This window comes from Anaerobacillus sp. 63XJN7_4_ISO-PGPR-S23-413 (assembly GCF_056173725.1).
On record NZ_CM149688.1, the window covers coordinates 1,020,107 to 1,034,617 of the forward strand.

The window sequence follows — 14,511 nt, forward strand, 5'->3', positions numbered from 1 at the left end:
TAAAAGAAGGACCGCATTTTTGATGCGGTCCTTTTGTTTGGACGTATTCACAGATTCCTAATAGCATCTTTTAACGAAGCCGGTCCCATTGTGGGGTCGGCTTTTTCTCGTTCTAGAAAATTTTATTTCCTCCCAATGTCCCTTTTTCCACTTTCCAAACGATATATAAGGTGAAAGGAGGTGATCGACATGGCAACATCATCCCTCATGGATACGCAGCTTCGCATGGTTCTTGAAGTAGGCGTTGATGAAAACGGCAAATCCATTTTCCGCAGCAAGAATTTCAACAACGTGAAAACATCCGCTACGCCTGATGCGCTTTTTGCAGTCGCATTGGCACTAGCACCGCTTCAACAGCACAATTTGTTCGCGGTTGAGCGCAATGATTCATCTGATCTTCAATCGTAAGCCGTCACCAATAAAGGTAAGAAAGGAGGGAACCCCAAATGGCTAAAACACTAGAACTTCAATTCAACACGCGTGACAACAAACCGTTTTCCATCACTCTAAGTGATCCAGTCGAGCCCGTAAATCCAGCTGCAATCGCAGCGGCGATGGATACGCTTATTACGCAGAACTGTTTTACAACGAGCGGAGGCGATCTTGTTTCGAAAAAAGGCGCTCGCATCGTTGAACGTAATGAGAACGACATTATCATCGGTTAAGTAATTCAGAGGAAGGGCAATTGTCCTTCCTTTTTAGTAAGTCTATTAAACGAACGAGGAGGGGGAAGGAATGGAGTCCTGGATGTCTCTTATTAGCGATGTAGGCTTTCCCGTTGTGGTGACGCTTTATTTGCTGCACCGCATTGAACAGAAGCTCGATACACTCAACGATACGATTCTGCAGCTGCCAGATCACTTAAACGCTCGAAGTTCGAATCAACAGACAGGGTGATGTATTGCACAGGAGAGAAGGTGAATGCCTCTCTCCCATTTTTCCTATTACATAATGGCGCGACCCAACTCCATACAGAACAGCGGCTTCCCATTCTCTTTTTAAAATCCAGGGATGGTGAGGTTTCTTAAAGTGCGCCGCTGATCAGAACGTGGAACGCCTACCACACGTTCGAAAACAAAACTTGTCAGGTGAGCTGATGCCGATGCAGAAAATTCAGCGTTCTCAAAGATACACAGTTCCCGGTTTCTGTGGTGAGAAGCTATGGCGCGAACGGCCTTTAACGGTTCGGGTAGGTAACCAGGCGTACTACGGTACGGTAGCAGCGCGAAGATGACGCACATTGGGCTGGTTTAATGTGTAGAAAGCGCGCTGTTGAAGAAATTCAAGCGTTCAAATCGGGTGATACGGTGGAAACCTCAGAAGGTCTCAGTATACTTCAGTAGTAATGAGCGGCTACTTTTACAGCGCTGATGCTTCTTGTCGGCGCTGTAAAGGTAGTCATTCTCTGTCCAATGTTTCCTATCTGATCTAGTGCCTTCAGTGGTTGAAGAGCCTAAAAGATATGAAAGATAAATAGAGAAGAAAGGTGATAGGGAAGCAGGGGGAAGCGGATCAGAGTTTGACGTTAGGTGAAAAAAGAAAATGGCTACCTCTTATTTTGATAGCGGTGTATTAGTCGGTAATATTCATCAGCTGAAGTTCATTGCACTTATTTAGCATCAATTGGGAAGTATCATGGGCCAGGACGGGAATATCTTCATATAGATAGTGGGTTATGTACACATTGTGTTTATCATGGAGGTGTTTTCCGTAATTACCTATATTAATGAATGGTACATTTTAGAGTGTCTATATGTTTCATCTGTTTCGAGGGACGATTAAAATCTTACACTTGAGAGCAAAGGGATGGAAGAAGATTTTAGAGCAAACACATTATCAGTAATTCTAGTAGTTGTATCCAGGTTTTCCTGAATGACTTCTTACAAAAGTAGTTCTCGTTTGAGTATGATATTTACTTGAAAGTAGTTTGGAGGAAAGTTAGGAGGGGCAATGAAAATATGGATATAACCTTAAATAATGAAAGAAAGATCCCTTCTTTCGGAGGGATCTCTTTTCATTTCAGTACACTCGACAAAATCTATAACCATTCGAGTGGTTTTGGGTGGTGACAGGCACTATTCTCAAGGAGTTTAAATTGTTGTAATAATGGTTGCTGTAGCACCATCTTGTAATGCTTCTCCGCTACTATGTGTTACTCTTACTGATAAAAGATCACATTGATTAATTGATAAATTACCAATTGCGGTAGCACAGCAATTAGGTGTATTTGCATTATTTGGTCCCATAACTGTTGCGATTATTCCAGTAGGGGTAGAAGTGAATCCACAATCAGAACTTTTATAAATTTCAGCTGTTACACTTTCATTTGCAGTTAATATCTCATCACGAATACTAAAGACTAATCCAGTGATAAGACCGCTAAATGGAACGACTACAGTTGTTTCTTCAAAGTTAAGATCAGCTGTCCCAACTCCAATAAAGTGTCCGCTCGGTACTGTTTCTGCAGCTAAATAAATCGTGTTTAAGCTAGGCCCTGTAGGTCCAGGAGGTCCAGGAGGTCCAGGAGGCCCAGGAGGCCCAGGAGGACAGATGCATTTGCAACAGTGACACTTTCTACATTTACAATGTTTTTTATATGTTGAGCTCCCTATGCATTCATGATTACAAATAAGGGAACAACATTTCGGGCATCTTATGCTATCTATTTTTAATCACCTCTTTCATTCATAGATGAAATAGTATATGAGTTTTTAGAGGGAAATGATATAAAGACAAGCTAAATTGGGGGGAGTCATTCTAATTATTTTGCTTCATTTTCTGGAACTTGAGTGAACCTTTGAGATGAAAAAATGAATGATGATCCTCTTAATAAATGTCAGTGTTAAGTTTTTGTTAAGAAAAACCGTTCTTTTTTCCCCTGGAAAATATCGGTTGATTTCTATCTATTGGCCCCCGCGAAGTGTCGAACCCATGTGATAGATTAGGAGATGTGTTAAAAATACTTCTCAGGGGGAACACGTATGAAACGTAAAGGACTTGTAGCATTGACGCTTGCATTATCAATCGCTATCGTACCAGGATTCGGGGAAACAAGTGCAAAAACAGCAGAGCTAGATTCACAGGGGTCAGAGGTTACGATCGGTCATGAACTTCCCAAAGCCAAAACAAAAGGGAAAGAGAAGTTTGATCGTCCAGCTGAAGTGGAGAGTTCTTCAGTAGCGGATGTTTTGGATGAAAAAGGTAAGAAAATCGGAGAAAAGAAAATCAAGAAAAATGCGGATGAAAAAGCAGACAAACAAAACAAAAAGAATACTAAAAAACAGGTTAATGAAGAAGGCGAATTGTGTATTCTATTATGCGGTAACGGAGGATCAACTGGAGGTTCAGGCGGAACCACAACACCAACTGCAACTGGCGCTAGCGTAGTGACCGTATTGATTGCTGCGGATGAAGAGTATCGTGCTGCACATAGCGACTGGCAAACTCTCACGCAAAACATTGTTGAGAACGCGGATAATGGGTTTACACGTGATCATAACATTGATTTTGAGATCAAAGCTCTTGGTGAGTGGACTTCTGAAGGGGCAAATGCATCTGAAATTCTTCAGGACATGGACAAGGACTGGAATGGAAATGGATACGACTTTGTAGTGGGCTTCACGAGAGATGCTAATTTCAATTCAGGCGGTATTGCTTATGTTTATCCGAACTCTCCTTATGGTAGTGCAGTATCAGTTAACCTCGATCAGGGCGCAACGAATACATGGCACGCGGCTCAGCACGAATTCTCTCATAACTATGGACTAAGTCACGATGCTCAAGGCAGTGGGATTAAATGCATTATGAACTATGACTATTCTTATAGTGTTGATTATTGGGACGAAGATCATGATAAGTTAATAGAAGCACATAAAGGTTGGTATGGAAATTAATACATATCAGTAGCAATAGGTGAGAGCGCTCAAACGATTCGTTTGAGCGCTCTTTTCATTTAAAAGGCGTAGATTAGCCGAATTATCAGGTGGTCAGGTGGTGACAGGCACTATTTAAGAAACTGATCCACCTTCTTACGTAACTCTTCTGCGATTTCTATGTTTGTGCTGTAATAAAATGTGTTCCGCTTATCCCTGACGTGAATATTCAATAATCCAGCCCCTCTTAAAATGGAAAGATGATGATGGATATTCCCTTTCGCCATGCCAAATTCCGAAACGATATTGGTGAAAGTAGTGGGTTCGTGAGATAAAAATTTCATTATCTTTAATCGTTTTTCATCCCCGAGCGCTTTCGTTAAACGAAGAACTTCAGTTAGTTCATCTTTCGCATCTTTAATAGGATAAGTGATGTATAGCGTATCTTTCAAATGATCGATAAACGACATAGGTTGAAGGTGAATCGCAGGAATCAAACAAACGCTTTTCACACTAGGCGTTTCAATGATGTAACGACTAGCTTCCAAAATAACATCCTCTTGCGATTGATTCTTAAGCTTATGTTCCTTCTCTTTTGCGTCACGATTTAATCGATCAGAAATATCGCAATCTAGGAGTTGAAAATATTGCTCATTCCAGGCTTTTAACAACGTGAGTGATCGGTCTCTTTGTGATGCTAGATCAGAAGGAAGTGTTCGATCAACGTCTAATAAAGGAGCAATTCGTTCAAAGAGCTCACCGCCAGATAGATTCCCTAACCATTCAAAGAAGAGGTCGATTTTGTCTTTGTATCGTGATTGTTCAATTAATAAAACTAATAAGTCTTCAAAGAACATGTTCTCTTTTGAAGCAATCAAATAATGTAACTCAGGGGAAATGAACAATTCAATATCCTTAGGCCACTTTGCGCCAAGATCTAAATATTTCATTAACGTTTGCCTTTTATATAATGAAATGCTTAATAAGAGTTCATAAACAGGTGAAGAAAGTGTTCTAACTTGCAGTGTCATAGGTGCCCCTCCATATCTTTCTTTTTTTCATATCTTACCATACGATGTTCTTAATTAGAATAATCAAAATATTAATTATCTATTCATTGACTTAATATAGTAGTTCAATTAGTATTGAACTAATTAAGCTATTGGGAGGTATTTACAATGAGGTTTGCTGATCTACAAAATCGGGTGATAGAACTTGCTGATAGTAAAGAAAACGAAGAAGCTTTGCGTGTTATGGAAGAAGCGAAAGAAATGTTTCCTCATAAAAGAGATCGGTTGGGTCATTGGAAAGCGAATATTTATGTAATGGAAGGAAAGCACGAAGAAGGTGTTGCTGAACTAAAAGAAGTTCTCAAACATGGACTGTGGTGGAACCCAGAAATTCTAACATCTGATCAAGAGTTGAGCCCCTTGCAAACCCATCCAGAATTTCAGTCGATCGTAAGTCAATGTCATACAATCTTTGAAAACACAAAAGCATCTACACAAGCGGAGTTAACCATTCAGGGGCATTCTGAAGCGGATACGGTCATTTTCCCTTTGCACTGGAAAGGCTCTAATGCGAAAGACTTTTCGGAGCAGTGGTCTGATGAGAAACTCGTCACCAAGTACTTGATGGGATTTCCTCAATCTTCTCAACTTTTCAGCTACCAATGTTATTCATGGGATGATGAAGCGGTTGCTTATAATGATGTAAAAAAGACGTATTATGAATTTACTAAACGGGTTGATGTGTCAGATAAAAAACGAATACTAGCCGGTGCATCTCAAGGAGGAAGTATCGCAACTCAAATGAGCTTAAGTAATGATATGGAAGAATTTAATTTATTTATTGCTGTTGCACCAGCTTTCGATATCCATTCACTAAAAGAAATTTTGCAAAATCAGCTGAACCCTCATGCAAGAGGCTGCATCATTACAGGAGATCAAGATCCTTTCTATGAAAATGCATTGGAAGCTGCTCAACTTTTTGAAGCTTATCAGATCCCTTGCAAACTAATTGTAAATGAAGGCATCGGGCATGAATGGCCGAATGAATTTCCAAATGTGTTAGAAGAGGCGATTTGTTTTGTAACGAGGCAGTAAGGACGTTGCTCAAAAATGACTTATACAATTATTGTTTATATGGAAAATGAAACCAAATAAAAATGAGATCGTACAAGTAGTATAGAAAGTCATTGATCATCGAAAAAGGAGTGGGGGAAATGGAGTCTAGAAAACATCTATTATCGGAACCTTATTGGATGATAAATACACTGGGTCTCATGCTTTTTATACTTGTAGGTATGCTCTTAATTTTGAATGACAATCTCATTGCTTTCACGATCGTAGCAGTTTGCTATGGATTTGCTATGTTTATCGGTAACTCGTTGTATCGCTCATATCGAAAGCGAAAGCAAAATAATGCTTAAATGATTTTACGAGACTCATAGTGAAATTTCCATGAGCAGCTAGACAAGCCAGGGACAGGCATGGAATGAATTCTCTACTCTCACAAAAAGGTGTTTGTTACGTAATGAAAAAAAGCTGGATCATTTCCACTACGATCACCATCTCACTCATTTTTCTCTTAATGATTTCAACATCTGAAAATATTCTAGAAGAATTAAAGATCGGGCTAGATTTACAGGGCGGATTTGAGATCCTTTATGAAGTACAGGATCCTTACGAAGAAAAAAACATAGCAGAAGAAGAGCTTGTAAAACAAACAGCTGCTCTGATCAGTGATCGGATTGATTTGCTAGGTATTAGTGAACCGGTCATTACGATGGAAGATGAGGATCGTATTCGCATACAGGTTCCTGGCGTGAAGGATCAGGAGGAAGCGCGCGAGTTTATTTCCATTGGCGGGAATATTACGTTTCGGGATACGGATAACAATCTTGTCATTTCTTCCACTGATTTCAAATCTGTTGGAATAGAACATCCTTCTCAGGACCTTGCCCCCGTCGTCACCATCGAGTTCGGCGACTCCATTGATATGAGAAACGTGACTAAGACTTATGAAGATCAAAGTCTCGCTTTATGGCTTGATTACGTTGACGGAGATGCGTATATAAAAGAGAGAGCAAAGGAAGATTCAAAGATTCTTTTCGAAGGACATATAGATGAGACCTGGACAAAAAATTCCGGGATGGCGATTTCAGGTAAATTCACCCAAAAAGAAGCAGAACTCCTTTCCAAAGCGCTTAGCACTGGAGATCTCCCTGCTCCTTTGGAAGAGATTTCTTCCCAATCTGTTAGTGGTCAGCTTGGTGAACAGGCGTTGAAAAATACGATGGTAGCGGGAATCATAGCTATGACGCTTATCTTTTTATTTATGATTTGGCGCTATCGTTGGCTAGGCTTGCTCTCGATAGTTTGTATGATCAGCTATCTTTATCTAGCTATAGGGATTTTCGTTTTTCTTGAAGGCGTTCTAACATTAACAGGACTTGCCGCTTTCATTCTTGGTCTTGGTATGGCAATAGATGCGACGATCATTACGTTTGAACGTTTAAAAGAAATAGAGGATCGTCGTTTGTCATTTGAAGAGCGAGTGATGCAAGCATCGAATCGAACGTTTCTTACGATTGCGGATGCGCATCTTACAACATTAATTGCTGCGGCAGGACTTTTTGTATTCGGCGTAGGCAGTGTGAAAGGTTTTGCGACGATGCTATTGATTAGCATAGTTGCTGGATTTCTAACATGCTATGCGCTATTACGACTTCTGTTGTATATGATCGGGGAGACAAAGCTCGTGGAATGGAATCAGGAAAGAAAGTCTTAAATGAAGAAGTGCTGTACAATGTTGAAAATAGTCTTATGTTGTAAAGGAAAGCTTCCTATTTTTGCACGTTACAAAGCAAGCTCACCAAGAGGTTGATGTGCTTGCCATGTGACGTGTCTTTTTGTTACTTAGCAGACTCTTCCTTCTGCTCCTTATCATCGTCCTCCTCATCATCTTCAACTTGAATAATATCGCCATTCATCCCGTCAATCTCAACTTCTTTCTCGCCGGTATCGGTTTTGATGTCGAACTCATAAACGATCTTCCCGTCTTCTTTCTCGACTTCTTTCTCAATCACGTCTCCGGAAACCTCTTCCAATGCGATCTTTTCAGCTTCAGCTTCAGAAATTTTAGCTTCCTCAATTAGTTTGCTTTCGTTATTGCCCGAAGCTAGCACATTCTCTATACCGTCTGATCCTTGATAGAGAAGAGCTCCTCCAGCTATGCCTAATGCGGTTCCGCCGATAATAAGTGTTTTTTTCATATTCATTAGTTATCCTCCTTGAACTGTTTTTTCTACAATTCTTATAATACGGATCGAATCTAATAAAAAAAGGACAGCAGCATGAGAAGTGGATGAGCTTTTTCTCATGAAATTCTCATTTTCTATTTAATGTTTCTTACGTTAAGGGTAGTTACAATAGAGGAAGATGAAATAAGGGGTGAGGAGAAATGGAGAAAGAATCAATTCTTCTTGTAGAAGATGAAATAAATGTTATTCAGTTCATGAAGTTAGAGCTTGAGCATGAAGGGTACGACGTGACAACGGCGCGTGATGGAGAGGAAGCGATGGCTCGATTTCAAGAAAAAGAATGGAGCGTCATTTTATTAGATTGGATGATTCCGAAGCTTGATGGCCTTGAAGTATGTAGGCGGATACGTAAAACGAGTTCCGTTCCGATTATTATCCTTACTGCCAGAGATTATGTTGGGGATAAAATTCTCGGTCTTGATCGTGGGGCGGATGATTACATTACAAAGCCTTTTGAAATTGAAGAATTGCTTGCGCGCATTCGTGCCGTATTACGACGCGCTCAGTCTCAAAGTAAGCAACAGGATGAAGACAAGTTAACGATTGCGAATCTTGAAGTGAACGTAAAAAGTCGTCGCGTCGTGCGGGAAAACAATGAAATTGAACTCACTCAGCGAGAGTTTGATTTGCTTGTTTTTCTCATGAAACATGAAGGCAAGGCGCTCAGTCGCGAGTGGCTTCTCTCAGCGGTTTGGGGCTACGACTTTGTGGGAGAAACGAATGTGGTCGACGTCTACATTCGCTATCTTCGCAACAAGTTAGATCGAGACTACGAACCAATGCTTATTCATACGATAAGAGGTATTGGCTACATCCTTCGCTCTTCATAAGCGTTCAATTGGAGGGAATCGCATGAAGAAACAACGAAACCAATCGCTGCTTCATCAATTTACCTCATGGTACGTGTGGCAGTTTATTATCGCCCTAATCCTAATCGGCATTGTTGTCCTTGGGGCCATCGGCTTTTTCTTGATAGATCGAACACAGGATGATGTTGGAGCGATGGAAGAAAAATTGCTGATGATTGTACAGGAAGATGAAGTCCAGGAGTCACTTGATGAAGTGTTGTATCCGGATCATGCCGATTATTATGTTGAAATCCGTGAAGGTGGGAAACTTCTCGCACAATCGAGAGGAGACGATGAAACACTAGATACAAGTGATGAAGTAAGCCTGCCATTGTTTGATCAGTTTATATGGAATAAAGAGGAAGGGTTATTCTATCGAAGCGATGTATCTTTTACCGATGGCAACATCCATCTGAAAGTCCATATGGAAGATGAGTTTGAATTCATTCAGCTTATTTTCTTTATCCTTCTCTTCACGGGGATATTAAGCATTATAATTGGCTCCATTTTGATTTATCAATTTACAAAAAAGAAGCTGCGACCGCTTCTAAACATGACGGATGAAGTGAGTAAAATAGACGGTTCTTCAGATCTGCAGAAGCGGATTCTTGAACCTTCGAATCCTAAAGAGTTGAAGGAACTTGCCGGTACGTTCAATCAGCTACTTCAGGAGCTAGAAGAACAGTTTGAACGAGAGAAAAGCTTTGTTTCCAATGCTTCACATGAATTAAGAACCCCACTAACCGCATTTCGTGGTCATTTGAATTTAATTAAAAGGTGGGGGAAAGACGATCCAACTGTTTTGGAAAAGTCGATTCAAGCGTTAGATGATGAAAGTAACCGAATGAAGCATATTTTAGAACAAATGCTCACGATCGCTCGTAATGAACATTTAGAAAGTAGGATGGAGAACGTCAATCTTACTCATATCGTTGAGCATGTGATCAGTCAATTCGAAGGAAATAAGGAAATCCCTCTTATCGGAAATCTTGAAAAGAATGTCACTGTGTTAGGAGATGCTGAGCAGCTTCGGCAAATTGCGGTTATTTTAGTTGAAAACGCCATGAGGTATACGGAGGTAGGGACGATCACGGTTGACTTAACACATGATGATGGTGCTGTACTAAGCGTTTCCGATACTGGTATCGGCATTCCAAAAGAGGAACAGTCGAAAATCTTTTCACGCTTCTATCGCGTTGACAAAAACCGCTCACGTGAAACGGGAGGAACCGGACTAGGGCTTTCCATTGCAAAGGAGTTAGTGGAGAACCATCAAGGTAAGCTCCATGTAAAAAGTGAAGTCGATGTGGGAAGTACGTTTACAGTCTTATTGCCTCTGAAAAAAGTTTCTGCAAGCATCGCGGAATGAATCCTCTTAGGAGGGTTCTTTGTTATAGATTCTTAATGAGTAGAATTGCGCTAAAAATACGATGATTCCATTGAGTTTAATTGGGATCATCGCCGTGATCCTATCCGTCGGATTAATGTATCCTCTCTTTTCAATTAGTGAAGTATTCCTGTATGTGATTGCGATTGTGTTTCTATTCGTCGTGATAGGTGACATAAGGAAAGCATCGTCAAACGAAAAAGGATCACAGTTTCCACTAAAGTATATTTTGATCGGGATAGCCTTTTTACTAGTAAGCTTTCTCTCTTGATTTTGAGAGGAAGCTTTATTTCTATTTTTATAATGAAAAAAGATGAGATATTGCCCAACATGTAACTCCGTAATTAGTTCAAATGTCATGTGAATTTCTATGATTTGAGAGCAAATTCACTATAAAAGTATAGGTTTAGTTCACCGTTGAAAAGGAATAAAGAGTAGAAGATAGAAGCAATAGTTTGAGACGGTCGAGTGACGGACAGAAGTCACTTTAAGATAACAGGAGGAAATGCAATGAACGTACTAAAAGAGCAATATGATTTAGTTAAACACACGCGTAAAGTTCTCTTTCATTTCTGTGAGCAAATCAATCAGGAGGATTATTTAAAAGAAGTAGATGGATACGGATGGGGTTCGATTCGTAATTTACACGTTCATATCGCAGAGTGCTATGAAAGCTGGTTAGGTCGCTTTGCTTTGGAAATGCAAGAGCCAATCGTAGAAGTGAGCGATGTAACGGATGTAAATGAAATGAGAACCGTGTTTGAGCTTGTTGATCAGCTCGTCTATCGTTTTCTAGAAGAATACGACGAGCGATTTGATGAGAAAATAAGTCGCAAGGTATCATGGCAAGAAGAGGAAGAAGAGCTGTCTCCGCTATGGTTAATGACGCATACAATCACGCATGAGTTTCATCACAAAGGGCAGATCGTAACACTTGCTCGAGCTCTCGGTTACGAACCGACGGACACCGATCTCTTAACGCCATCTGACATCAACCGTTATTTGGACTATCCTGAGCAAGGATGATTTCTCATAAGGATAATAGAAGCGACGACTCGTAAAGGGCTATAGCCATTATGAGTCGTCGTTTTTTTATTTTTCTCAATGGAAATTACCTTAATAATGAGAAAATGAGTGAAACAGAATCATTGGAAAAATGGTAAAATTAAGGTGGGGATCGAGGGGGATGTTATGAAATTCATGTTGGCCGGCTTTTTAGGCTTATTCGGAATGATTTTACTTGGATTATCCTTTGAGAGTTTTGGCGAAGTGGGGAATATGTTACTCAAGTTTATTGCCATCATAAGTGTAGTGGCTAGTGTTCGTATTGCGATGAATAAAAAAAGTATGCGTAAGTAGCTATTTCATACTACTAGAGAGGCGGGGTTTTCCGATGGGAGATATTCTCTTTCAACTTGTAGCATTTCTTTTAATGTTTGGCGTTCTGGGTGGGATTGTCTTCATCGTTGTGAGTTTCAGAAAGAGAAACTCAAAGCTTGATCGATTAGAACATAAGGTTGATCAGCTGCTTGAGAAAGACAAATCTCAGTCTGATAGATAGAAAGGGAGAGGAGTATGGTTTGGGCAAAAGCGATAGAGGGTTTGTTCCTTTTTTCTATCACAACGTTATTGATCTATGATTATTTTCCAGATATGAGTTTACAAGAAACCTTTCCTTCATCCATTCTACTCCTGCTTATGTTTGGGACTGTTGTTGCATCGTTTCTTTTCAAACGCTTGAGAGAATATACAGTAAAAGAGTTATTTCAGTCTCAGCTGTTTATGATCGTCTATTTGCTGTTCCTGCTAGCTGTTTTGAAATTAGCCGGGGGTGAATCGACTTTAGGCATTTCATTTAGTAATCTCGGTGTTTGGGCTATCGTCATCATCTCACTTCTTCAGTTAGTCGTTCTGTGGAAGAAGTTAAAAAGGGAGAGAGAATTTCAGTGAGCCGAATAGCTCAATTAAAAGTATTTTCATTGTTGTTGGTGTTATATAGCGTGATGTGTCTCATTCTATGTCCGATCCTATTCTTTAACGGCATGTTTCTGATGAATGATGGGGTGGTTTATAGTAAAGGTGTGGAGAGTAGCCTGCTGGTAAAACTTTATCTTTTATTAATGCTACCGAACGCTGCGATCCTGTTGGTTATTCATAAACGTTATGGTAAGTCACAGCAAATCCGTGTCATGAATCTTGTTTTCTTCATAGTTGTAACCTTAACATTCGGCTACTTTTCATTAAACTTTCCGTTTGATTACATTCAGCAGTTTGATTAATAAGCAATCAGTATGAAAAAGATCAATAGGAGGAGATCGATGAAAAGAGTTCAGATCATCATTGCGATTCCTTCCTGCTTTTTTTTGTTATTCTCCCTTCTAACCAGCTATAAAGCGGGATTAATCATCGCGATGGCTGGTCTTTTTGTTGGGCTTATACTAAGGCAAGTTCGCCTGTGGAAATATCGAGCGATTCTCGACCATCCGAGTCGACGGTATAGTAGCGAGGAGAGCTTCGGTGATTCAGAAGAATAGAGCGTTCAGTTGGAGGTGTGAACATGAGTCAAGTGCAAGGAGTGATGTTGGGACTTGTCATAGGCATTGCGTTAGCGATTGGGTTTGCTCTTGGACAAGAGTGGACGGATAACACGGTTATCAGTATCGTCATCGCTTTAATCGCTGGACTCCTCGCTCGAGTAGTGGGGAAGAATTTGATCAAGAAAATGAAATAAGTGAACTTGGAGCGAAGGGAGATGGAAATGAAGGTAAATCATCAGGGGAAGAAACTCCGCAAAATAGTAATGGGACTCATTTATTCCGCTCTTTTCATTGGAGCTATTCAATTTTTGTTTGATTCCGATCCATTTAATGATTATATAGGCTGGGGTTTTTTACTAACGTTTTGGTTTATTCGATTGCTCCTTACTGGATTAAAAAACATAGCGGATGGTCAAAAAAATCTTGCGATGTTAAACATCGGATTGTCTCTTATTGCTGGTATCGCCGTCGCAGCCACATGGGTAACTTCTTTCTTCGGTATTTAGACTATAGCAACTATTGTCTAATCCATTTTTACTCTTTTTGATTTGGATTCGCTTACAAAAGTTTACACTTTTTCCTTCCGTGGTATTTCATTAAAACAGCATAAAAAACTCACTTAATGAAGAGAGAAGGAGAGAGATCACGTGAACAATCAAAATGGACAACCAAAACAAACGCAGCCTGAACAGCCTGGTATTGAATCTGAAATGACGCCAATGCCGGATCAACCCCATGATTACATAGGCAGTCACAAATTGGATCAAAAAGTAGCGCTCATTACTGGCGGTGACAGTGGAATCGGTCGCGCGGTTGCGATTGCTTATGCGAAAGAAGGCGCGAACGTTGCGATTAACTATCTTGAGAAGGAACAGAGCGATGCCGATGAGACGAAGAAGTTTGTTGAGAAGGAAGGCGTCAAATGTCTGTTGATTCCGGGGGATGTCTCGGAAGAAAAAGAATGCAAGGATTTAATCGATAAGACGCTCGATCACTTTGGTAAGCTTGATATTCTCGTCAATAACGCGGCGATTCAGTATCCAACGGAAAGCATTGAAGACATTTCCTATGAGCAGTGGGATCAAACGTTTAAAACAAATGTCTATTCTGTTTTTAACATGACGAAGTACGCAGTGCCACACTTGCAAAAAGGAAGCTCGATTATTAACACGACTTCCATTAATCCTTATACAGGAAATAAGGTGTTAATTGACTATACGTCAACAAAAGGTGCGATCGTGGCGTTCACGCGCAGTATGGCGGCGAGCCTTGTAGACAAAGGCATCCGTGTGAATATGGTGGCACCAGGGCCGATCTGGACACCGCTCATTCCATCTACATTTGACGAAGATTCCGTTGCAGAATTCGGAACGGATAATCCGATGGGACGCCCAGGTCAGCCGTCTGAACTGTTCGGTCCATACGTTTTACTAGCATCTGATGACGGTTCTTACATGACAGGCCAGTGCATTCACGTAAACGGTGGGGACTATATGTCCTCCTAATGCGTGTAGACGGCCCGGCGTTAGGCCGGAAGCTCCGT

Annotated in this window: 22 protein-coding genes; 19 read left to right on the top strand and 3 right to left on the bottom strand. The window is 40.5% G+C overall.

The annotated features are described in order from the left end of the window. Window positions 1-189: 189 nt before the first annotated feature. The 4 genes from AC0VYO_RS05545 to AC0VYO_RS05560 all read left to right on the top strand — a co-directional run bounded on the left by AC0VYO_RS05545 (window position 190) and on the right by AC0VYO_RS05560 (window position 1,234). Window positions 190-408: a DUF1659 domain-containing protein gene (locus tag AC0VYO_RS05545; RefSeq protein ID WP_194220615.1), complete on the top strand. Its 219-nt coding sequence runs from the start codon at window positions 190-192 to the stop codon at window positions 406-408. A 38-nt stretch (window positions 409-446) separates the two neighbouring features. After that, on the top strand, window positions 447-665 hold the full coding sequence (locus tag AC0VYO_RS05550) for a DUF2922 domain-containing protein (protein ID WP_194220616.1): 219 nt from the start codon (window positions 447-449) through the stop codon (window positions 663-665). Window positions 666-735: 70 nt separating this feature from the next. Next, complete coding sequence (locus AC0VYO_RS05555; protein WP_226616646.1) at window positions 736-897, top strand: YvrJ family protein; 162 nt, start codon at window positions 736-738, stop codon at window positions 895-897. A 151-nt stretch (window positions 898-1,048) separates the two neighbouring features. Continuing rightward, complete coding sequence (locus AC0VYO_RS05560; protein ID WP_475368578.1) at window positions 1,049-1,234, top strand: hypothetical protein; 186 nt, start codon at window positions 1,049-1,051, stop codon at window positions 1,232-1,234. 856 nt (window positions 1,235-2,090) lie between these two features. On the opposite strand, the gene AC0VYO_RS05565 is transcribed toward AC0VYO_RS05560, so the two are convergent. Then, window positions 2,091-2,246, bottom strand: a complete 156-nt coding sequence (locus AC0VYO_RS05565; RefSeq protein WP_475368579.1) for a hypothetical protein — start codon at window positions 2,244-2,246, stop codon at window positions 2,091-2,093. Window positions 2,247-2,981: 735 nt separating this feature from the next. Here AC0VYO_RS05565 and AC0VYO_RS05570 point away from each other — a divergent pair. After that, the gene (locus AC0VYO_RS05570) at window positions 2,982-3,893 is read left to right on the top strand and encodes a zinc-dependent metalloprotease (protein WP_430244563.1); all 912 of its coding nucleotides are present in this window, start codon (window positions 2,982-2,984) and stop codon (window positions 3,891-3,893) included. Window positions 3,894-4,003: 110 nt separating this feature from the next. Here AC0VYO_RS05570 and AC0VYO_RS05575 read toward each other — a convergent pair whose 3' ends face one another. Beyond that, entirely contained in the window at window positions 4,004-4,903 is a 900-nt protein-coding gene (locus AC0VYO_RS05575; RefSeq protein WP_430244560.1) for an ArsR/SmtB family transcription factor, read from the bottom strand. 147 nt (window positions 4,904-5,050) lie between these two features. Between AC0VYO_RS05575 and AC0VYO_RS05580 the strand changes: the two genes are divergently transcribed. The 3 genes from AC0VYO_RS05580 to secD all read left to right on the top strand — a co-directional run bounded on the left by AC0VYO_RS05580 (window position 5,051) and on the right by secD (window position 7,664). Then, window positions 5,051-5,977 carry an alpha/beta hydrolase gene (locus AC0VYO_RS05580; RefSeq protein WP_475368580.1) on the top strand — a complete coding sequence of 309 codons (927 nt, stop codon included), beginning with the start codon at window positions 5,051-5,053 and terminating at the stop codon, window positions 5,975-5,977. A 119-nt stretch (window positions 5,978-6,096) separates the two neighbouring features. After that, a complete protein-coding gene (locus tag AC0VYO_RS05585; RefSeq protein WP_194220621.1) occupies window positions 6,097-6,303 on the top strand; it encodes a hypothetical protein in 207 nt (68 codons plus the stop codon). A 104-nt stretch (window positions 6,304-6,407) separates the two neighbouring features. Next, window positions 6,408-7,664 (top strand): protein translocase subunit SecD, encoded by a 1,257-nt coding sequence (gene secD / locus AC0VYO_RS05590; RefSeq protein ID WP_475368581.1) that lies wholly within the window; start codon window positions 6,408-6,410, stop codon window positions 7,662-7,664. Between the two features lie 124 nt (window positions 7,665-7,788). Here secD and AC0VYO_RS05595 read toward each other — a convergent pair whose 3' ends face one another. After that, window positions 7,789-8,154 (bottom strand): PepSY domain-containing protein, encoded by a 366-nt coding sequence (locus AC0VYO_RS05595; protein ID WP_475368582.1) that lies wholly within the window; start codon window positions 8,152-8,154, stop codon window positions 7,789-7,791. 182 nt (window positions 8,155-8,336) lie between these two features. Between AC0VYO_RS05595 and AC0VYO_RS05600 the strand changes: the two genes are divergently transcribed. From AC0VYO_RS05600 to AC0VYO_RS05650, 11 genes are all read left to right on the top strand, one after another. Then, complete coding sequence (locus tag AC0VYO_RS05600) at window positions 8,337-9,026, top strand: response regulator transcription factor (protein ID WP_475368583.1); 690 nt, start codon at window positions 8,337-8,339, stop codon at window positions 9,024-9,026. Window positions 9,027-9,048: 22 nt separating this feature from the next. Next, window positions 9,049-10,413 carry a sensor histidine kinase gene (locus AC0VYO_RS05605; RefSeq protein WP_475368584.1) on the top strand — a complete coding sequence of 455 codons (1,365 nt, stop codon included), beginning with the start codon at window positions 9,049-9,051 and terminating at the stop codon, window positions 10,411-10,413. 528 nt (window positions 10,414-10,941) lie between these two features. Beyond that, a complete protein-coding gene (locus AC0VYO_RS05610) occupies window positions 10,942-11,457 on the top strand; it encodes a DinB family protein (protein ID WP_430244550.1) in 516 nt (171 codons plus the stop codon). A gap of 108 nt (window positions 11,458-11,565) precedes the next feature. Further along, on the top strand, window positions 11,566-11,790 hold the full coding sequence (locus tag AC0VYO_RS05615) for a hypothetical protein (protein WP_430244547.1): 225 nt from the start codon (window positions 11,566-11,568) through the stop codon (window positions 11,788-11,790). A 34-nt stretch (window positions 11,791-11,824) separates the two neighbouring features. Further along, window positions 11,825-11,992, top strand: coding sequence for a hypothetical protein (locus AC0VYO_RS05620; RefSeq protein ID WP_475366820.1), 168 nt, complete (start codon window positions 11,825-11,827; stop codon window positions 11,990-11,992). Between the two features lie 14 nt (window positions 11,993-12,006). Beyond that, on the top strand, window positions 12,007-12,381 hold the full coding sequence (locus AC0VYO_RS05625; RefSeq protein ID WP_475366821.1) for a hypothetical protein: 375 nt from the start codon (window positions 12,007-12,009) through the stop codon (window positions 12,379-12,381). Next, window positions 12,378-12,710, top strand: a complete 333-nt coding sequence (locus AC0VYO_RS05630) for a hypothetical protein (protein WP_430244535.1) — start codon at window positions 12,378-12,380, stop codon at window positions 12,708-12,710. Before AC0VYO_RS05625 ends, AC0VYO_RS05630 begins: the two co-directional genes overlap by 4 nt. A 39-nt stretch (window positions 12,711-12,749) precedes the next feature. Next, window positions 12,750-12,965, top strand: a complete 216-nt coding sequence (locus AC0VYO_RS05635; protein WP_475368585.1) for a hypothetical protein — start codon at window positions 12,750-12,752, stop codon at window positions 12,963-12,965. Window positions 12,966-12,988: 23 nt separating this feature from the next. Then, window positions 12,989-13,162, top strand: coding sequence for a hypothetical protein (locus AC0VYO_RS05640; RefSeq protein ID WP_194220631.1), 174 nt, complete (start codon window positions 12,989-12,991; stop codon window positions 13,160-13,162). A 21-nt stretch (window positions 13,163-13,183) separates the two neighbouring features. Next, entirely contained in the window at window positions 13,184-13,474 is a 291-nt protein-coding gene (locus tag AC0VYO_RS05645; protein WP_475368586.1) for a hypothetical protein, read from the top strand. A gap of 141 nt (window positions 13,475-13,615) precedes the next feature. Continuing rightward, window positions 13,616-14,473 carry an SDR family oxidoreductase gene (locus AC0VYO_RS05650; protein ID WP_475368587.1) on the top strand — a complete coding sequence of 286 codons (858 nt, stop codon included), beginning with the start codon at window positions 13,616-13,618 and terminating at the stop codon, window positions 14,471-14,473. The last annotated feature ends 38 nt before the right edge of the window (window positions 14,474-14,511 follow it).